20 protein-coding genes are annotated in these 20,989 nt (G+C 39.1%); 2 read left to right on the plus strand and 18 right to left on the minus strand.

Annotation, left to right across the window (positions count from 1 at the left end; translation table 11 throughout):
* Positions 1-10: 10 nt before the first annotated feature.
* The 9 genes from serS to EO115_RS00125 all read right to left on the minus strand — a co-directional run bounded on the left by serS (position 11) and on the right by EO115_RS00125 (position 9,616).
* Positions 11-1,288 (minus strand): serine--tRNA ligase, encoded by a 1,278-nt coding sequence (serS, locus tag EO115_RS00085; RefSeq protein WP_126936968.1) that lies wholly within the window; start codon positions 1,286-1,288, stop codon positions 11-13.
* A 228-nt stretch (positions 1,289-1,516) separates the two neighbouring features.
* Positions 1,517-3,034 carry a lysine--tRNA ligase gene (gene lysS / locus EO115_RS00090; RefSeq protein WP_126936969.1) on the minus strand — a complete coding sequence of 506 codons (1,518 nt, stop codon included), beginning with the start codon at positions 3,032-3,034 and terminating at the stop codon, positions 1,517-1,519.
* A 27-nt stretch (positions 3,035-3,061) separates the two neighbouring features.
* Complete coding sequence (gene greA / locus EO115_RS00095) at positions 3,062-3,535, minus strand: transcription elongation factor GreA (protein WP_126936970.1); 474 nt, start codon at positions 3,533-3,535, stop codon at positions 3,062-3,064.
* A 142-nt stretch (positions 3,536-3,677) separates the two neighbouring features.
* A complete protein-coding gene (locus EO115_RS00100) occupies positions 3,678-4,853 on the minus strand; it encodes an iron-containing alcohol dehydrogenase (RefSeq protein ID WP_126936971.1) in 1,176 nt (391 codons plus the stop codon).
* Between the two features lie 28 nt (positions 4,854-4,881).
* Entirely contained in the window at positions 4,882-5,934 is a 1,053-nt protein-coding gene (locus tag EO115_RS00105) for an aldose epimerase family protein (protein WP_164724007.1), read from the minus strand.
* Positions 5,916-6,878: a GTP 3',8-cyclase MoaA gene (locus EO115_RS00110; protein WP_126936973.1), complete on the minus strand. Its 963-nt coding sequence runs from the start codon at positions 6,876-6,878 to the stop codon at positions 5,916-5,918. The genes EO115_RS00105 and EO115_RS00110 overlap by 19 nt, the downstream gene beginning before the upstream one ends.
* Positions 6,879-7,322 carry an MOSC domain-containing protein gene (locus EO115_RS00115; protein WP_126936974.1) on the minus strand — a complete coding sequence of 148 codons (444 nt, stop codon included), beginning with the start codon at positions 7,320-7,322 and terminating at the stop codon, positions 6,879-6,881.
* 172 nt (positions 7,323-7,494) lie between these two features.
* On the minus strand, positions 7,495-8,805 hold the full coding sequence (locus EO115_RS00120) for a nucleobase:cation symporter-2 family protein (RefSeq protein ID WP_371413232.1): 1,311 nt from the start codon (positions 8,803-8,805) through the stop codon (positions 7,495-7,497).
* A 220-nt stretch (positions 8,806-9,025) separates the two neighbouring features.
* Positions 9,026-9,616: a hypothetical protein gene (locus tag EO115_RS00125; RefSeq protein WP_126936976.1), complete on the minus strand. Its 591-nt coding sequence runs from the start codon at positions 9,614-9,616 to the stop codon at positions 9,026-9,028.
* Positions 9,617-9,801: 185 nt separating this feature from the next.
* On the opposite strand from EO115_RS00125, the gene EO115_RS00130 reads away from it, so the two are divergent.
* On the plus strand, positions 9,802-10,443 hold the full coding sequence (locus tag EO115_RS00130) for a superoxide dismutase (RefSeq protein WP_126936977.1): 642 nt from the start codon (positions 9,802-9,804) through the stop codon (positions 10,441-10,443).
* A gap of 59 nt (positions 10,444-10,502) precedes the next feature.
* Here the strand turns inward: EO115_RS00130 and EO115_RS00135 are convergent, their stop codons facing one another.
* Positions 10,503-11,243: a class I SAM-dependent methyltransferase gene (locus tag EO115_RS00135; protein ID WP_126936978.1), complete on the minus strand. Its 741-nt coding sequence runs from the start codon at positions 11,241-11,243 to the stop codon at positions 10,503-10,505.
* A 179-nt stretch (positions 11,244-11,422) separates the two neighbouring features.
* Here EO115_RS00135 and sstT point away from each other — a divergent pair, with 179 nt between their 5' ends.
* A complete protein-coding gene (sstT, locus tag EO115_RS00140) occupies positions 11,423-12,643 on the plus strand; it encodes a serine/threonine transporter SstT (protein WP_126936979.1) in 1,221 nt (406 codons plus the stop codon).
* A gap of 299 nt (positions 12,644-12,942) precedes the next feature.
* Here the strand turns inward: sstT and EO115_RS00145 are convergent, their stop codons facing one another.
* From EO115_RS00145 to EO115_RS00180, 8 genes are all read right to left on the minus strand, one after another.
* Positions 12,943-14,106, minus strand: coding sequence for a cation diffusion facilitator family transporter (locus tag EO115_RS00145; RefSeq protein ID WP_240628880.1), 1,164 nt, complete (start codon positions 14,104-14,106; stop codon positions 12,943-12,945).
* Between the two features lie 396 nt (positions 14,107-14,502).
* On the minus strand, positions 14,503-16,020 hold the full coding sequence (locus EO115_RS00150) for an NAD(P)/FAD-dependent oxidoreductase (RefSeq protein WP_126936980.1): 1,518 nt from the start codon (positions 16,018-16,020) through the stop codon (positions 14,503-14,505).
* Between the two features lie 90 nt (positions 16,021-16,110).
* Positions 16,111-17,430, minus strand: coding sequence for an amidohydrolase (locus EO115_RS00155; RefSeq protein WP_126936981.1), 1,320 nt, complete (start codon positions 17,428-17,430; stop codon positions 16,111-16,113).
* A gap of 162 nt (positions 17,431-17,592) precedes the next feature.
* Positions 17,593-18,054, minus strand: coding sequence for a hypothetical protein (locus tag EO115_RS00160; protein WP_126936982.1), 462 nt, complete (start codon positions 18,052-18,054; stop codon positions 17,593-17,595).
* A gap of 1 nt (position 18,055) precedes the next feature.
* Entirely contained in the window at positions 18,056-18,850 is a 795-nt protein-coding gene (locus EO115_RS00165; RefSeq protein ID WP_126936983.1) for a DUF3100 domain-containing protein, read from the minus strand.
* A gap of 191 nt (positions 18,851-19,041) precedes the next feature.
* Positions 19,042-19,458, minus strand: coding sequence for a flavodoxin domain-containing protein (locus tag EO115_RS00170; RefSeq protein WP_126936984.1), 417 nt, complete (start codon positions 19,456-19,458; stop codon positions 19,042-19,044).
* 11 nt (positions 19,459-19,469) lie between these two features.
* Positions 19,470-20,036, minus strand: a complete 567-nt coding sequence (locus EO115_RS00175; protein WP_126936985.1) for a DUF3793 family protein — start codon at positions 20,034-20,036, stop codon at positions 19,470-19,472.
* Positions 20,037-20,369: 333 nt separating this feature from the next.
* Positions 20,370-20,978: a hypothetical protein gene (locus tag EO115_RS00180; protein ID WP_126936986.1), complete on the minus strand. Its 609-nt coding sequence runs from the start codon at positions 20,976-20,978 to the stop codon at positions 20,370-20,372.
* Positions 20,979-20,989 lie beyond the last annotated feature (11 nt).

Raw genomic sequence — 20,989 nt, forward strand, 5'->3', positions numbered from 1 at the left:
AGACTCCTTTCTAAGCTTCTGGATGAATGACGGCTAAGCCTCCCATATACGGTTGAAGAGCAGTTGGAATACGTACAGAGCCATCTGCTTCTTGGTTGTTTTCTAAAATAGCTGCTACCGTACGGCCTACGGCTAAGCCAGATCCATTTAATGTATGTACAAATTCTGGTTTACCTTTTTGTTCACGACGGAACTTGATATTACCACGACGAGCTTGGAAATCAGTCATGTTAGAACAAGAAGAGATTTCGCGGTACACGCCTTGACTTGGCATCCACACTTCAATGTCGTATGTTTTTGCAGAACCAAAGCCCATATCACCAGTACACAGTGTAATCACACGATGTGGTAATTCTAGAGCTTGTAAAATGCTTTCAGCTTGTGCTGTCAAGCTTTCTAACTCCTCAAAAGACTCTTCTGGTTTAGCAAATTTAACTAATTCAACTTTATTGAATTGATGTTGTCGAATCAGTCCACGTGTATCTCGACCAGCGGAACCTGCTTCTGCACGGAAACATGCCGTAAATGCAGTATAGTATTTAGGCAATTCTGCTGCAGTTAAAATTTCGTTCGCATGGTAATTCGTTAATGTAACTTCTGCGGTTGGAATCAAGAAATAATTTTCTCCTTCCACTTTATACATATCTTCCGCAAATTTAGGCAATTGCCCAGTATTCGTTAGTGTTTCACGAGTGACAATATATGGTGTCATCATCTCTGTGAATCCTGCACTGCCATGCATATCCAACATAAAGTTAATCAATGCACGTTCTAAGCGAGCACCAATGCCCTTGTAAATTGTAAAGCGAGCACCACTTTCTTTAGCCGCTCTTTCAAAGTCTAAAATACCCAAGGATTCACCTAGGTCCCAATGTGCTTTTACGTCAAAGTCAAAGGAACGAGGTGTACCCCAACGACGTTGTTCGATATTTTCGTTTTCATCAGCCCCTACTGGTACAGAAGCATCACACATGTTAGGTAACATTAAAGCCACTTGTTGCAATTCTGTTTCTACTTCACGCAATTTGTTGTCCAATGCACCGATTTCATCGCCTACACGTTGCATTTCTGCAATTTTATCATCTGCGTTTTCTTTATTTCGTTTTAATTGACTAATTTCAGCAGTTACTGCATTACGAACCGCTTTCATTTGTTCTACTTCTTGAATGATAGCTCGTCTTTCATCGTAGAACTTTACAAAGCTGTCTAAATCGCCCGTAGTATGGCGACGATTTAGGTTTTCTTGTACCGTGTCAATATGATCACGGACATATTTTAAATCCAACATAGTCATGACCTCATAGAATTCATATAAGTACTTCATTAATCTATCTTTAATATTAGCACATTTGCCATTACATTTCTACCTTATACAGCACGTACCGTGTGGTAAGTTTTTATATAACTAGCCCCCATACACTGTAAAGATACAAAAAAGCGGCTAAACTCATACAAAGTTTAGCCGCTTGTGTATGCACTATGAGGTTTCCATCATAGGCGCTCATATTACATCATGTTATTCTTCTGTAGCTTCCTCTTCTTGTTTTGCCACTTCTGGTTTCATAAGAGGGAACAACAATACATCGCGAATTGATGCAGAATCAGTTAAGAACATCACAAGACGGTCAATACCAATACCCAAACCAGCTGTTGGTGGTAAACCATATTCCAAAGCCGTTACGAAGTCTTCATCCATACGATGGGCTTCATCATCACCTGCTTCACGTTCTTTTAATTGAGACTCAAAACGTTGTTTTTGATCAATTGGGTCATTTAACTCGGAATAGCCATTCGCTAATTCACGACCATAGATGAAGATTTCAAAACGTTCTGTTGTTAATGGTTTCTCACGATTTTGTTTTGCCAATGGAGAAATCTCAACTGGATGGCCATATACAACTGTTGGTTGCATCAAGTTTTCTTCTACATATTCTTCAAAGCAAAGATTCATGATTTTACCAATGCCATCTGCATCACCATATTCTACATTTAGACGGTCTGCAATAGCACGAGCTTCGCTCAATGATTCTACTGCATCAAAGTCTTCACCAGTATATTGTTTGATACCTTCTTGCATTGTGATACGATTCCAAGGAGGAGTTAAATCAATATCCATACCTTGGTAATTAATTTTTGTTGTACCTAGTACTTCTTTCGCACAGTAGGATACGATACCTTCTGTTAAGGCAATCGCATCTTCAAAGTTACCATAGGCTTGGTAGGATTCCATCATAGTAAATTCTGGATTATGACGAACAGACACACCTTCATTACGGAAAGAACGGTTGATTTCATATACGCGTTCTAAACCGCCAACGATCAAACGTTTTAAATATAACTCTGGAGAAATACGCATATAGATATCGATGTCCAATGCATTATGATGGGTAATGAAAGGACGTGCTGCCGCACCACCAGGGATCGCATGCATCATAGGAGTTTCTACTTCCATGAATTGATTGCGATTCAAATATTCTCTGATTTTTGCAACGATTTTCGTACGTTTTACAAACGTTTCACGAACACTTGGATTCACAATTAAATCTACATAGCGTTGACGATAACGAAGCTCTGTATCTTTTAAGCCATGCCATTTTTCTGGCAATGGACGAAGTGATTTAGATAGTAAAGTCAATTTGTTAACTTTGACTGTAATCTCACCTTTTTGTGTTTTAAACACGTGACCTTCAATACCTACTAGATCGCCCATATCAAGCATTTTTACATACTTGTAAGCGTCTTCTCCCATCACATCTTGACGGAAATAGACTTGGATGTCACCAGATAAGTCACGTAAATTAGCAAACGCTGTTTTACCATGAGAACGAATTGTCATCAATCGACCAGCTAATACGACTGGTTGACCGTCAAAATCTCGAAACTCGTCCTTAATTTGGAGAGCCTTGTGTTGTACAACAAATCGTTGTCCAAATGGAAAAATACCATCTGCTTCATATTGCGCCAACTTATCGCGGCGTACCAACATTTGATCATTCAAATCTAATTGTTCAGGTACTTGTCTTTCTTCGCTCATGAGGGGCCTCCTTTTGTTTTTTTACCCTTATTGAATACTTAAAACTTTAAAAGCTACCACACCATCTGGTGTATTAACTTCTACTGTATCGCCTTTTGTTTTACCTAAAATGGCCATGCCTACAGGAGATTCATTAGAAATACGATTGTTGAAAGGATCCGCTTCAGAAGAACCTACAATTGTATATTCTACTTCATCGCCAAATTCTTTATCCAATAGCAATACTTTGCTACCTACTGTTACCGTATCACCTTTCACATTCTCATCAATGATCTTAGCTGTGTTAATTTTATTTTCTAATTCAATGATATGGCCTTCAATAAAAGCTTGTTCATTTTTTGCATCATCATATTCAGAGTTTTCTGAAATATCACCGTAGGAAATGGCAATCTTAATACGTTCAGCTACTTCGATTCGACGTACAGATTTATAATGATTTAATTCCTCTTCCAGTTTCTTTAAGCCTTCGGCTGTAAGTAATGTTTCTTTTACCTCTGCCATATATGTCTCTCCATTTCTTTTCCTTCATATACAGAAAACAGTGCCACTAGACACTGCTTCTTATATGAAAAAGTCACTTAAATTTCTTCTTTACAATGGTTATAATTATACTGATTTTCCCTTGAAATGTCAATGTAAACCCTTATTTTTCAAAGACACTTTCATAAATTCGTTGTGCATCTTCTACTGATAAGTTACTATAGGCAGTCGGATATCGTACACAACTCTTTGCAATGGATCCCAAAGATTCTTTCGGGATCCCTACTTCTTGCAACGTACTAGGTGCACCAATTTCACGGAAATACGCTTCTAGTGTCTCAATCCCTGCTAGGGCATACTCCTCTTCTGTCATAGTTCCACGTTCAATGCCCCATACTTCACGAGCAAAGCGCATCAAACGATCGGTGGCCTTTGGCAAAATCCATCGTAAATAGGCTGGATGCATAATGGCTAAGCCCGCTCCATGGGGAATATCATAAAAGGCAGATAGGGCATGCTCTAAAGCATGAGTCATCCAATCTTGATCTTTGCCTAGCCCTAAAGAACGATTTAATGCTAAAGTAGCTCCCCACATAATATTGGATCTTGCTTCATAATCTTCTAGGTTCTCCATAGATTTACGTCCATTGCGAACGATATTTTTAAACACCCCTTCAATAGCAGAGTCTGTTACATTATCATCATCTGGTGTCGACATATATTGTTCCATCAAATGAGATAACATATCTACAATACCATACGCCACCTGTTCTCTTGGCAAAGTATATGTGTACGTTGGGTCCAACATAGAAAATTGCGGGAAGATAGCTGGTCCGTAGCCGCTTAATTTTTTTTGTGTTTCCCAATCTGTGATGACACCGCCATTGTTCATTTCACTACCTGTGGCTGCCATCGTCAACACAACACCAAAAGGAATCGCCTCTGTTACTGGCTGATGCTCTAAAAAGAAGGTTTGCCAAAAATCAACACCATCAGGTAACTTAGCACCACCGGCAATAAACTTTGTGCAGTCAATGACAGAGCCACCACCTACAGCCAATATAAAGTCGATTTGATGCTCTTTACACAATGCAATCCCTTCTCGCACTTTTGTAGTGCGTGGATTTGACATGATGCCACTTAATTCGAAAACTTCTTTTCCTGCCTCTTGCAGTACATTGATAACAGTATCATATACACCATTTTTCTTAATGCTTCCACCACCATAGGTGACTAGCACTCGTTTCCCATATTGTTCTAATTCACTAGTCAAAGACTCTACTACACAGTCTTTCCCAAATACGATTTTTGTTGGATTATGGTATATAAATGGTTTCATAAGACCCTTGTCTCCTTCCTAAGAGATATTAAGATCGGTGAAAAAATGAATAGGCTATCGTTCTTTCATAAACTGTATCTGCCTTAGTTTTGCTTTCACCGTTCACATTAATATCATTCGGCACAAATTGAGGTTCAATCGCAATCCCCGCATGACTTCCATACTGGCGATCTCTACCTTTCTCATTTAGCCAATTCCCCGTATACACCTGAAAATGTGGCGCATCTGTGTGAAATACGGCAGTTACATCCTTAGCTTGCAACACTGCAAATGGCACAACAGAATCCTCTGTATGCAGCCCATCAACAGAAGATGTTACAAAGTCATGATCATAACCTTTGTAAGGATGTAATACATCTGCATAATAGTCCAAGGCTTTTTGCAGATCCATCCCTTTTCTAAAATCAAAAGGAGTTCCTTCTACTGATGCTGGTTCTAGCTGTGGAATCTGGTGTTCTCCAAATGGCATATATTGATGGGCCCCTAGTTCTAATACATGCCCCGATAAGTCCCCTTCTCCATGTAAATTAAAGTATACATGATTCGTCAAATTTACAAAGGAGTCCTCTGAGGTTGTGTACACATATGTTACCACCAATGTTTCTTCTACCACTCTAAAGACAGCTTCTACATAGAGATCTCCTGGGAATCCATCCTCTTCGGAAGTAATGGTATGAGATAGATGTACTGCTGTGTCAGAGCAATCTTCTTCCACTACATCCCATAGTCGATGTCCGATATTTCCTTTTCCGCTATGCAATAAATTAGGTCCATTATTAGCCTCTAATTGATGGACTACTCCATTCCAAGTATAGTTTGCATTAGCAATGCGATTGGCTACACGGCCTACCGTGGCGCCTAACTGTCCATGGCGCACTTCATAATCCTGTACAGAATCATATCCCAATGCCAAATGACGTTCTAATACTTTATCATAGACAGCTACAATGGTAGCACCATAATTGCTAATTTGCACTCGCAATGTGTCGTTTTCTAATGTAAATAATTTTGCTTCTTGACCAGTTTGTAAGTGTCCAAATGATTCCACTTTCATCATATCTCCTATCCGCCAATGCGCCACATTGGTCGTTCCACCTTCTCAATAGCTTCTCCATCATGACTTGCGTATCGTCCTTGCAAGGCCTCCTCTATACAATGCAATATAGCCTGAGCATCGGCGCCTCGTTGCACCATACGTTTTAGTTCCAAATCCTCATCTCGAAGCAAACACAATCGCAAATACCCATCTGCCGTAAATCGAATCCGATTGCAAGAAGAGCAATATTGATTAGATAAAGGGAAGATAAACCCGATTTGTTGCCCGCTAGGTAAGCGGAAATATTGAGCTGGACCGAATCCCAATCGATCTGTCACAAGCTCTAGAGGAGCCCCTACAATACGTTCTAACTGTGCTTTCCATTCTTGAAATGTAGGAACATGACTCTGTTTGCCTTGAAATGGCATATACTCAATAAACCGCCACACCACATTCCATGTATCACCATAGTGTAACAATACTCGAACTTCCTCATCAGACATAGGTTTTTGTACAACTGTATTGATCTTTATGTTCTTAAAGCCTGCTGTTTTTGCCGCCTCGATTCCTTGCAATACACGTTCTAATTGTCCCGATCGTCCAACGGCTTGTGCAAACCCTTCTTCTTCTACGGAATCCAAGCTAATATTTAATCGACGCACGCCGGCCGCATATAGTTTTTCAGCATGTTGTGAAAGTAAGCTCCCATTAGTAGTCATCGAAATATCAGAAAACCATCCTTTTTTTTGCACCACCTCTAACAATTCATATAAGTGTGGATACAATAGAGGTTCCCCACCGGTAAAGCGTACTGCTTTGACTCCGCCTAACCACAAAGCTTCTAACACGGACATCCAAAAAGATGCGGGCAACACGGGGGCCATAGCTTCTGTAATTTCATGAGGACGACAATAGGTACAACAAAAATTGCAGGCTTCGGTCAACGATATGCGTGCATATTCAATGACACGCCCTTGACTATCTTGCATTTATTGTTCCTCGATAATTCTCACTGCATCTCCCACACGAATGATGCCACCTTCTAAGACACGTCCAAAAATACCTTGTGTCGGCATAATACAACTTCCAACTTGTTGCATAATCTCACAGCCATGATGACATTCTTTGCCGATTTGTGTGACTTCAACAATCGTCTTGCCTAACTCTAACTTAGTACCCACTGGTAACTGGTATAATGTTAGCCCTTCCACAGTAATATTTTCAGCAAAGTCACCAGGGTTTACATCTGCTCCACTTTTTCGCATGAGCTCAATACTTTCAATCCCTAATAAGCTTAATTGGCGATGCCAAGGGCCTGCGTGTGCATCTCCTTCAATACCGTGATTGACCAACAATTCCGCTTCAGGAATATTCGTTTTTTTCTGACCTTTTGCTCTGCTAATCGATATAGCAATAATTTTAGCGTTCATTATATCTCCTTAGATTAGTATATTTAAATTTACCTATATAGTTCATATTATAACATGTTTATTTTGTAAAGCTATAACAAAAAACACGCCCTCAAAGATTCTAATAAAAATTTATTAGCCAAAGGACGTGCTCTTATTTCTCAACGCTAGTAACATATGCTAGCTATCACACTCTTTATTGATTTGTATCTTCTTTGCCCAGTCCATTGAACACTACATTCAATACGACTGCTAAGATACTACCAAAGGTAATGCCACTTTTAAAGATAATTTTTGCTGCTGCAGAGAAATTATGGTAGAACTCAGGTGCTCCAATTGGTATCATGGCCACACCAATACTTAATGCTACAATAATTAAGTTATGATTATTTTCATAATCTACTTTACCTAGCGAGCGGATACCACTAGCAATAATCATACCAAACATGGCAATCCCTGCTCCGCCCAATACAGGACTTGGAATCGATGCCACTACAGCGGCTAATTTAGGGAATAAACCTAGAACCATCAAAATAATACCTGATGTAGCCACTACAAATCGGCTTTTTACATTGGTTACTGCAATCAATCCTATATTTTGTGCAAATGCCGTATAGGGGAAACTATTCAAGAAACCACCAATACATGTGGATAATCCATCAGCTTGCAAACAAGAACTAAGTGTCTTTTTATCAATCTTTTTATCTACAATCTCACCAATTGCAATAGCATCACCAGTCGTTTCTACCATACACACAGACATAACGACTAGCATGGCAATAATAGAACTAACATCAAATGTTGGCATACCAAATGCTAATGGTGTCACCAACGCCACCCAATCAGACTGCCCTACTTCGTGAAAGTTAACAACACCTAAGGCATAGGCAATAAGCGTGCCACCCAGTAATCCAATCAAAACCGATAGATTACTAATAAATCCTTTTGTAAATCGATTCACTAAGACAACAATCAATAATGTAAGTCCTGCTAACCATAAATTCGTTGGGCTTGCATAATCGGGATCAGCCGGATTGACGCCTGCAATCCACATAATAGCCACCGGCATTAAACTAATGCCGATAATCGTCACAATCGTTCCCGTTACCACAGGTGGGAATAAACGAATCAAACGACTAAAATAAGGAGCAATCAAAAAAGTAAATAGCCCGGCTACAATAATCGCACCATACACGGCTGGCAACCCATGTTCTGAACCAATGATAATCATCGGCGCTACAGAAGCGAACGTCACCCCTTGAATCATTGGGATTCTCGCACCGACAGGCCCTATCCCTAATGTCTGAATCAACGTTGCAATACCACAAGCAAATAGATCCGCATTAATAAGCCGAATTAAGTCTGCCGACGACAATCCTAATGCATTTGCCAAAATAATCGGGACCGCTACAGCTCCAGCATACATTGCTAGCACATGTTGCAGACCATAGGAAAACAACTTTGATACGGGAAGCATCTCGTCCACAGGATGGACTTGTTTTGCCATTTCACTCATGTCATGTCTCCATTCATTAAGAAGTTATACTAATTATAATCTACTCATATTAAACCATAACTTATATAGTTTGTCAAAATACCTTTTATTAAATACTGGTATTTCTTTTATTTCTTACCCAATAAAAAAGGACTGTAACTAAAATGTAAAAAAGTACATTTTGTTACAGCCCCTTTGCAAGTTGGATAATTACCTAATTATAGGTAAAATATTATTTACCTGTGTACACTTTAATCGTTGGATTATGGTCCTTCATAGCTTGTTCTAAACTGAAAATAACCATTTCATTCATGTACGTACGCAACTCATCATTATATACATTTTTAGAGTGACGTTCTAAAATCTCTAGAATACCTTCTTTGTAGGCATTTACTTGATCCTTAGGAACGAAACGATGGTTATTAAAGTATGTTTGGTATTCATCATACAATCGATTTAATACTTTTCGTCCATAACTATCTTTTTTCCAACGATGGCTTTCAATATAAAAGTTCTTGCGAACATTCATATAGAATAGAACATTAGATACATCTAACTGTCCAGCTGTTATTACTTGATTCGTTTGCAATTCAAATAATTGCTTACTATGCTCTTGTCCAAATGTTGTATAAGTATCAACTATTTGTTTTACTTCCCAATTAGGACTTTCTACCGTAATCTTAGCTTGCATCTCCGTGATTGCTTGTAACCCTTCTTTTTCTGGTAACATTAAAGGATCTGCTGCTGCATAAGCAGTGTGTCCCAATGTCATTATACCTGCGATTACTGCACCTACTATCCAACGTTTACTTTGCATTTCCATACAAAACTCCTTTCAAGAATTGACACGCTTCTATTTGATTCTATACCTTTATTATACAGATTATGGCCCTTTTATTCAATCTGTTATGTTCGATTACTTTATTGACTTTTATAGTTCCATATCTTACTATAATAGTAACTATGATAATATATATCATTATCGAAATTTCCATTAAGGAGGTTACTATGAAGTATTTTGAAGTCCCACCATTACCTTACTCTTACGATTTCTTAGAGCCTGTTATAGACTATACAAGCTTGGAAGTTCAATATGAAAAGTTCCACAAAGCTTATACTAACAAGCTGAATCACGCCTTAGAACATCATCCCGATCTTAGATTTGGTCATATAGATTGTTTATTAGGGGCCTTAAGCCATGTGCCTAAAGAAATTCGTCAAGATGTCCGTCAGTATGGAGGCGCTTATAAAAACTATAATTTATTCTGGGACATCCTAACAAAGCCTAATACTTCAAAGTATGAAGGCCCTATCGCGGAAGCTATCAATAAAACATTTGGCTCATACGAAGCATTCCAAACAGCATTGACGGAAGCTGCTATGGCACACTTTGGTAGCGGATGGGCTTGGCTAGTAATCAATCCAGACAACACTCTAGCTATCACAACTACTAATAACGAAGATAACCCTATTATGGAAATGCAAATAGCCCTCTTAGGTATCAATCTATGGGAACATGCCTATTACGGACTATATCAAGACCGTCGCCTTGAGTATATCCGTAACTTTTTTACCATCATCAATTGGGACAAAGTCAACCAATTGTATGATACTACGTTAAAGAACCCTACTCGCTTCGGCCATGAATAAGTAACATATTGGAAACCACAAAGCTGTCATCCATTGCACAATGAATGACAGCTTTTTATTTATTCACCAAGGCTAGCCTCTGTCTCTTCAGGTACCGTGCCTACGTGTACAGCTACAATACCACCCGTTAATTCATGGTATGTGGCATCTTGTAATCCCACATCTTTAAAAATCTGCAATACCCCTTCTTGCCCTACGTATCTTCGCAAAGACTCTGGAAGCCACGCATAAGACGATTGATCTCGACTTAGTTTGCCTAAGATAGGCAAGATTTTTTCAAAATATAGATAATAAGCTTGTTTAAAACCAAACATGGTAGGCTTAGCCAATTCTAAAGTGACTACTTTCCCACCTGGTTTAACAACTCGTTTCATTTCTCGAATTGTCTGCTCAATGCTTGGCACATTTCGCAAAGCAAATCCAGATACAGCACCATCAAAGGAATTACTTTCATAAGGAAGATCCATCGCATCCCCTTGTGTTAACGTAACTCTATCTGTGTAGCCCTCACGTTCTAAACGATCTTGGCCTACTGCTAACATTTCCGGACTAAAATCTAACCCCTCCACATGGAGAGACGGAATTTCTTGTAATGCCGTCTTTGTGAGCATACATGTACCACAAGCAATATCTGCAATACGCATCCCTTCTGATAACTGTAATTGTGCTATGGCAAATCTACGCCACCTCGCATCCTGGTTAAAGCTCAACAATGTGTTCATCATATCATAATGCTTTGCAATATGAGAAAATACATCCTGTACATAGGCTTTTTTATCATCATGTGTTTTAAATTCCACGGTCTACCTCCAATGATTCTCTAATGACACTCATTATACACGAATGGCTAAGTATATTCCATAACATGTGATATTTTTCTCTTGCCAAAACCGAGCAATCCGTTTATAATGTCCTTATGTCTTTTATGAGTAGATATTTGTACTCGATTTTAAGTATTTATAAGTATAAGGAGTTTTCTATGAGGGCATTATTTAATTTTATCAATAGGTTTAGCCTGATTCAGCAAATCTGTGTAGGTCTTATCATCGGCACCTTAATTGCCGTGTATGCACCAGATTTAGCGGTTAAATTATCACTGTTAGGTACAATCTTCGTAGGTGCCTTGAAAGGTGTCGCACCGGTATTAGTATTTTTCTTGGTAATTTCTGCTATCTGTCGTCATCGTTCTGGACAAAAAACAGGTATGCGATCCATCATCGTACTATATTTAGTTGGCACTTTTGCTTCTGCAGCGATTGCTGTTGTAGGCAGTTTCTTATTCCCAACTACGTTATTATTAACTGCATCTCCTGCAGATACAGCACCTCCTAGTGGTATTACTGCGGTATTATCTACCTTATTAACAAATGTAGTAGAAAACCCAGTGAAAGCAATTTTAGGCGGTAACTACATCGGTATTTTAGGGTGGGCTTTAATATTCGGTGCAGCTTTACGCAATGCATCTACGGAAACAAAAGATGTGATGGCATCCATTTCTGATGCGATTACTACCTCTGTACAATGGATCATTAAATTTGCACCACTTGGTATTCTTGGTTTAGTGGCGCAATCCATTGGAGAGAATGGCTTAGGCGCTCTTCTAACATACGGTAAATTATTATTAGTGCTTCTTGGTTGCATGTTTGCTGTAGCATTGATTATCAATCCAATCATCGTAGCTATCGTAATGAAACGCAATCCATATCCACTTGTATTCCGTTGCTTACGTGAGTCTGGTGTGACCGCATTCTTCACTCGTAGTTCTGCAGCTAACATTCCTGTGAATATGGACCTAGCAAAACGTTTGGGTATTACACCTGATACATATTCTATTTCCATTCCTTTAGGGGCTACGATCAATATGGGTGGTGCTGCTATCACAATTACTGTTATGGCATTGGCTGCTGTATCTACCTTAGGTATCCACGTGGATATTGCCACTGCTATCTTACTTAGCATTATTGCTACAATTTCCGCATGTGGTGCATCTGGTGTAGCTGGTGGTTCTCTATTATTGATTCCACTTGCTTGTTCCTTATTCGGTATTTCCAACGACGTAGCAATGCAAGTTGTTGGTGTTGGTTTCATCATCGGCGTCATCCAAGACTCCACTGAAACAGCGCTGAACTCTTCTACAGATATCTTATTCACAGCTGCTGTAGACTATGCACGTAATGGCTACCCTGCAGATAAAGTATAAGAGTACTAGATACGTAGTATTTGAAAGATACTTAATTTATAAAGTATGGGATGCCCAATAGAATCTACAACTACATATAGCTTATGAACGTAAGCGCTAATAAGGACTGGTACAATCTGCACCAGTCCTTTTCTTATCCGCTCTATAACATTTTTTTATGGTTCTATACTATATTTTCTGCAGCAATAACCATCCTCAAACACAAAAGGCAAGTTGACATCCATCGTTCAACTTGCCTCTAGTTTGTTTTATATATTTTATTGTATCCTATATAGTTCGTAGATTTAGTCTACTTTCCACTATACTCCAGTGTAGCCATGCACTACATTCGGTTTCACTTCATAGGTCGGCAATACGGCTTCCACTAATTGGCGCAACTTTTGTGAAAGTTCCTCTTTCGTATATTTCACATCATGCGGTACTTGTACGTCAAAACCAATCTTTCTATTCTCCACATCGATTCGAATATCGTATAAAGAAAAACTGTCATCATAGGCTTGAATCACTGCTATTAAACGCTGTTGTAAAGCTAGGGTTTGCTCATTGACAACGATTGGATCCATATGGATAGTCAGTTTTAACTGCAATTCTTTCAAAGCTAATCGTTCCACTCGATCCACCATGTTATGAATGGTCATAGCATCTTGTTTCGCATCTACTTCTACATGGATGGATGCATATTCATGACCTGGACCATAATCGTGAATCATCAAATCATGCGTCCCCAAAATACCCGGCTTAGATTCAACAAATTCAATAATCTCTTGTACTCGTTCTACACTAGGCTCAAATCCCAATAAACGGTCTGTCGCTTCTTTCAGCACTTCAAAGCCGGCTTTTGCAATGATAATCGCCACGATTAATCCTAAGTAACCATCAACGCTCAACTGGAATATACCACCTAACAATAAGCCGATAGCAATGGCTGCAGTAGCCCATACATCAGATAAGGCTTCTTTACCATTAGCACGCAAGATAGGGGAATCAATGCGATTACCAATGGAACGCAAAAAGAAAGATAACCAAATTTTTAACACCATAGCACCTAGCATCACAGCCAATGCAGACATAGAAAACTCTACTACCTCGGGATTCATAATGTGCTCTACCGCTTCAATACCTAGTTGAGCCGCTACAACAAACAGTAAGATAGAAAAACCAATGGATAATAAATATTCCATTCGACCATGTCCATATGGATGCTCTGCATCTGCTTTACGGCCAGATAATTTAAAACTCAAAAAGGATACTAAAGATCCCCCTGCATCAGCTACATTATGAATGGCATCACTAATCATAGCGATGGATCCAATAAGAAAACCAATAATTAATTCCCCTAAACAAACTAGTACATTTACCACAATACCAGTAACACTCGCCATAATACCATATTGTTGGCGCACACTAGTATCTTTTACTTCATCTTTGTTGTTTACAAATAAACGGATTAATACTTCTGTCATACATACTCCCTTTGATAATTTACTACATATTTTCTGAAATCCACACAGAAATCATTTTATACATCCCTGTAGATTTCTTTTTATTCTCAATTACTTTCTCATTATATACTTTTATTTTTATTTTATCAACTACATTTTTAATTGAGAATTTAAATTTTCAAAATACTTATAACCTATGTCATACACTCATACAACATAGTCGAGTATATTTCTGTATGATATTTTACTCCTTTAGCTTTACTATTATTTCAAACTTGTATTAGCCTGTACCGAGTAGACATGTTCTTTTTCTAGGTACTGTAAGCAGTATCAATTATAACCATGCAGTATAATATAAAAACTGTAGCGACAGAGTTCCCCATCACTACAGCTTTATTATATATTTCAATTAATAGATTACCATTTATGTTCGTAGAACACTTGCGTCCACATAGACACTTCTGACAATGTTGGATGTGGGGCCATAGCCTCGCCAATGGAGATAACAGATTGTGGATCCAAGTACCGCGTCAAACCTTGTGCACGTAGTTCTTTCGTTGTAGTAGAACCAATTTCTTCGTGAACAGGAACTAATTTCACCTCACCACTATTCATTAAATGTACATATGGTTGGAACAAGATCGATGCTTGTGGTCCCACGATATGAGCCCCTAATAGACGATTCGTAGCTTTGTCTACCACTACTTTGATAAACCCATCATGTACATCACCTTTGTCAATACCAAGAGCCATGCCTTTCGCAGAGTTAGAATAATGGTTGATACCAACCCCTACATCATAACCAGCTTCTTTAGCTTCCGCTTCTGTCATACCAATACGACCTACTTCTGGGTATGTGAAAGTCACCATAGGAATCAAATCATAGCGCGCCCAACGATAGTCTGTTGGAGACGTAGCACGATATAAGTTATGAGAGATAATATCCCCTTCATAGTTAGCACGATGACGGAATGCTGCATTACCATTTACATCACCTAAGGCATACACACCTTCTACAGATGTTTCTAAAAATTCATTAGTTTTAATCCAGCCGCCTGGTAATTGTTCAATATGCGTATTTTCTAGGTGCAAATCTTCTACAGACGGAGCAATCCCAGTAGCCACCAAAATTTCATCCACACGGATTTCAGATACTTCACCTGTAGTACGGTTTTTCACAGTGATCACTTTATCACCATTGTCTACTCGCACATTATCACATACAGTATCTGTTAATACATTCACTCCAATGGCTTTCATTTCTTCTAAAATATGAGCAGAAATCGCTTCATCTTCTTTTGGCAATAAACGCACATTGCGCTGGATTAACGTCACTTCCGTACCTGCTGCAGCAAACACACCAGCAAATTCTGTACCAATAGGACCACCGCCAAATACAGCTAGTCGTTTATATGGTACTTTTGGATATTCATTGCCAAATAATTTCTCACTAGTAATGTACCCCGCCTCTTCTAAGCCGTCCACATGATTCACTTTAGAATGTCCACCTGTCCCAATGATAATAGTAGGTGCAGTAATTTCTCCTGTTTTTGTGCCATCTTGTAATGTTACATATAACACTTTATCGCTGATGAAAGTAGCTGCTCCATGGTATACATCAGCATTGTCAAAGCTTTCATAAAATTCTTTGACCCCTTTGCTTTTATTGATAGCTTTCCATACACGTTCACTCACTACATCCCAGTTAAGAGTCGGTGTAGCAGTTTCTACACCAATTTTTTTCCAACCATGGCTTTCATGTACCACATCTGCCGCCGTAACCATTACTTTTGTTGGAATACAGCCACGTGTTAAACAAGTCCCACCAAAGCCTGTTTTTTCAATAACAGCTACACGTTTACCTGCTTTTAATGCTGCATCCGCTACTAAACTAGCACCGCCAGTACCAATTACGATTACATCATATTGCTTCATTTACGTCATCCTTTCTAAACTATTGGATAATCTTTATTCTTTAATATATAGTATATCATACATCGACTATTTTAGATATGAGAATTTTTACTATTTTCCACTAGCAATGGAATCTAACAATTCAATATACGTTTCTTTCGTTAACGGAGCTTCAAAGTTTTCTAGAATCTCTTCCGCCACCTGTGCCTTATCATATAATAAATCAACAATAGTCATAGCTAACGCTTGGGCCGTTTTAATATAGGCTACGTCTGGTACGGTGATATTGTATTCCGCACTATGAAGCACTCCTTCAATACAACCCACCCAAGGATGAATAACAGGCATTAAATGGGATACATCACCCATATCTGTACTTGCTGTCATATGCACCCGTTGACGTACATTGTCTGTACCAAATAGCGGTTCTGAGTTAGCCCGCAATAACTGATTCATATCTGGATTATCACGCATCGGCAAATAGCCTGGTAAATCATGGATAACACAAGTAGCCCCCACTGCATCGCCGCCAGCTTTCAAGGCACGATTCACTCGTTGATTGCCATCCACAATCGCTTGTACATTCGATGCCCGTACATAGCTTTCTACTTGCACATAATCTGGTACGCAATTTACCAATGTTCCCCCTTGATTAATGATAGGATGGAAACGGAAGTAATCACTTTCTTTGAAAGTCTCACGAATAGCATGTACCCCCATAACACCCATTAAAGCTGCATTTAATGCATTAATCCCTTCATGAGGAGCTGCCGCCGCATGAGCAATTTTACCGTGGTATTCAATCAGTTTCGCCACAAATCCATTAGAGGTACTACCCAAATTCATCTCTCCCGTAGGTGTATCCGCTGTTTCCACATGCATTTGCATGGCCATATGGATATCATCAAAGGATCCTTCATAGATAAGCTGTTGTTTGCCCCCAAGGTATTTGATTGTTCCTTTTTCACGCAATGTATTCCTATAATCGACTTCGATCATTTCTTCCGCTGGCACAGCAAATAAAACTACATCTCCTCCAAGAGCTTCCATAACCCCTTCCGCTTGTAAGCCCATAGCTACTGCAAATAAATTAGCAATTTGCACATTATGTCCACAACAATGGGCTGCTCCAGTTAATGGATCTGCTTTGGGATGACGATGACATACGATGGCGTCCAGCTCACCAATCATGGCTACAGTTTTTTTGGATTTGCCCCCTTGTAAACGTCCTTTCACACCTGTAATAGCATGACCCGTTGTAAAAGGAATCCCTAGCTCTGTAAACATATCTTGTACTTTTTGAGATGTTTTATGCTCTTTATAACCCAATTCTGGCTCATCCATAATGGCACTAGCTAATGCACGCAATCGATCTTGTCCTGCTACAATGGCATCACACACACGTTGTTTTACTTCTTCTTTTGTTAACATAGTCTGTCTCCTTTTACATTGTATGAAAATACCTTTCACCAAAAGGTATCTATGTATGACTCTTGAACTCTATTGTACCATGAAATCAAAAAGAGAGTTGATAGGAAATCATCAACTCTCTTTTATTAAGTGCATCTACAATCTATATGCATCTATTCAATATTAAATAACGCCTTGCATATGTAATACAAAATGAGCCATTGCAGCAGCGCAAATAAATGTACCTGCCGTTACCGCTAACGCTACTGGAATAATTCTCCAAGATAGACGACGGAAAGCGCCTAAATCTTTCCCTAAGGAAAGACCTGCATAGGCTAATACTGGTGTAGTAGTCGCCAAGAATGTTACTTCTTTTGTTTGTGCAATAATCCACGCTTGACCTGGCATCATTGGCAAAGATGCAATCACACCTACTAAAGACACCCAGAATACCATGGGAAATCGATTTGCTAATGGTAAATAAGAAATAATAGCACCAATGATAGCTAAGCCTGCAATGACAAAGACCCCCACAAGACTTGGTCCCAATAGATGCTTGCCATCAAGGATATTACCTATAGCCGTCATGATGGCTGCAATGCAAATCACAATGATAAACTGTATAATTTTTTCGCTGATAGTCATCTTATTGTCCCTCCTCTGCTAAATCTTGTTCACGTGTACGGCCTGTAAAGAAATTATATGTTTTCTCCATCACCGGTAAGGATACGAAGATACCAAAGTACACACCTAATACAGTGGTCAATAAATTGGCTGCCCCCGCTAAGGCTGCAATTTGGGCTTCATGCTCTGGATATACCGCAATAATAGGAGCTGTAGAAGCAGCCATCATACTAGCACTGCCTACGCCAGCACCCATAGCCAATGCCAATGGATGGAACCAGCCCATTTGTGCAAAGAAACCTGCTAGCACAGAGGCCCACATAGCACCAATTAATACGCCACAGATGTACATACCCATAACACCACGGCCCTCAGGAGAACTAAAGCCAAATTTATCGATAATAATCGCTACATTAGGTTCACGGTCTACAGAATAACAAGCACCCACCGCTTCACGGCGCATTCCTACTAATAATGCCACTGGTAAGCCGAACAAGATTGTACCAAAGAAATGACCTAACTCTTGTAGCATAAGAGCCAATCCAGCAGTAGACAAAATTTCTAAGTTGGGGCCAATACCTAAGCCTACTTTCACCATTAACAACATCACTGCAATCCCTAGGTAATCGGCTGATTTTTCCATTGTTTCCACAGTTAAAATTTTTAATGATGGAATCGATACAAATAGACCCATAATCAACGCGTAGAGAAGCGGCAAAAATACGACTGCTCCAAATCGTTGAATACCAATCATTTCTGCAATGATGGTGATGAGAAGAGCCAACGCATGTAATTTCCAATTTTGTAATACTTGCATACAATACCTCCTATACTAATAACTATATGATTTCTTTATTATAGTAAAGTTTAACGTGCATGGTCAATGTGTCATCGATTCCGAATTAGCAAGAAGGTTGCAAAACTAAAATAAGAGGTGAATAGATCTACCTATCCACCTCTTATGAGTAAGAGCTAGTATATTGATTTGTTATATGCCTTATATTTGGATTATGCGTTTACTAGTGCTTTACCCAATGCTTCGCATTGTTCTTTGCCTGCATCATCAGGTTCACCTAGTACTGGTAATTTATCTACCACTACACCATTCGCACCTTCAACACGAACAGCCCAGTCATCTAACCAGGATCCGCCCCAACCATAAGAGCCGAATAATACTACTTTTTTACCAGCTAATTTTGGTTCTAATGCATCATAGAATGGTGCGAATTCTGCATCTTCTAATTCTTCTGCACCCATATCAGCACATCCTAATGCTAATTTTTCATAACCTGCAGCTTCGTCAGCCGTGATTTCGGAAACAGCTTTTACTACTACTTCTTGACCAGCATCAGCGATGCCTTTACCTACAGCTTCCGCCATTGCAGTTGTGTTACCTGTTCCAGACCAATAAATTACAGCGATCATAATGTTACCTCCTAGCATGCCGTTACGGCAACCAAAGACTCTAAAGATTTTCCTTTATTCAATTGTGCATGACAATAGTCACGGCACATTCGAAAACAATGAAATGCGTGCATAGCAGACGCTTGGTTTCCATATACTTTCCAATCTCCACAAACTTTATAGCCTGCTCCTCGGAATTGTATGAAAGCTTTGACATCCTCTAGAGGATATCCTAAAAATACGCCTATCTCATGGGGAAACACATCGCTCATTTCAATACGATGACGTAAGTGTAATAACCACTCTTGTAATGTTTCATAAGATTCATATCCATACTGTTGGAGAAACGCTAGCACATCAGGTCGTCTCAAATACTCATCAAGCATTCGTTCTCGGAATACGAGTAATAATTTTCGTTTTTCACAATGGCACAATTCATAAAAGAACAGCCCTTTTTGATTAAATTTATCATTATACTCATTTGTTTTCTTTATCATATGGGCCCCTAAATGTTGAGGTAAAGCCACTAAATTAGCCACTTTGATACCTCGAATCGCGGGCGCACAATGATATCCGATAATCTGCTCGATGGATCCCATTTGTTGTACCTGCCTTTTTACGTATTTTGGGGAGAACACTTGCTCTCACAGCAAATAGATAATCCGGATTTGCTATCAAAAGATAGCTAAAATAATTGAAAATTATTTCTATTAATATGATACAAATATTTTGCACTCATGTCAATAAGTATGAGAATTTTTTTCATTATTATAAGCAGTTATATCTTTTTATATATACAATCTAACTATAACTATATACTCATACCATTAGTTCTTATACACGGATATAGGAACCAAGATACAGCAAACAATAAAAAACTTCGAAAGATATAGTATTGGCTATACACCATACCTATCTCTCGAAGTCTTCTTTTATTTTAGAATCGATTGTAACTTTTCACGCATATGTATATCATCTACACTGGTTAATACGTATTGCACACGTGGCGGGTGGCTACTTTCTACGGTAAACACTACTTGCATATACAGTGGATACTCCGCCTGTTTATACCAAGAATTTACAATTACTTCTCCGCGGTAGCGTCGATTCCCCTCAACATGTAATGGAGTCACAATCGTAAATAGTTCTGGGTGACTTTCCATATACGCTTGGTAATCCTGAACCATCTGCTCACCCATATGCTCTCCTGTTGGGAATGGGTGCGCACTATCAGTAGCCTCTGGGCCAAATCCATACAACAATCTACCTTTCCCATAACGAGCATAATAGTAATTATTTCCAGACTTATCCAGTATCATATAGGACTTTGTCACTTCGAATCCAATTTGTTGCATCCCTGATTCCAACGTCTGTGCAATTCCCGTAGAAATAATACTTTGACTACTACCTTCTTGCACTACCATATGTTTAGGCCATCGGATTGTAGAGGTATTCGCCGCATCTACATCAGACACAATACTTCCCCATGCAAAGATTCCCGCAACCGCCGCTAAGGATACTATACTATATTTTTTCATCATACAATTCGCCT

Origin of the sequence: Veillonella sp. CHU740 (assembly GCF_003992055.1) — a bacterium.
Lineage (GTDB): Bacteria > Bacillota > Negativicutes > Veillonellales > Veillonellaceae > F0422.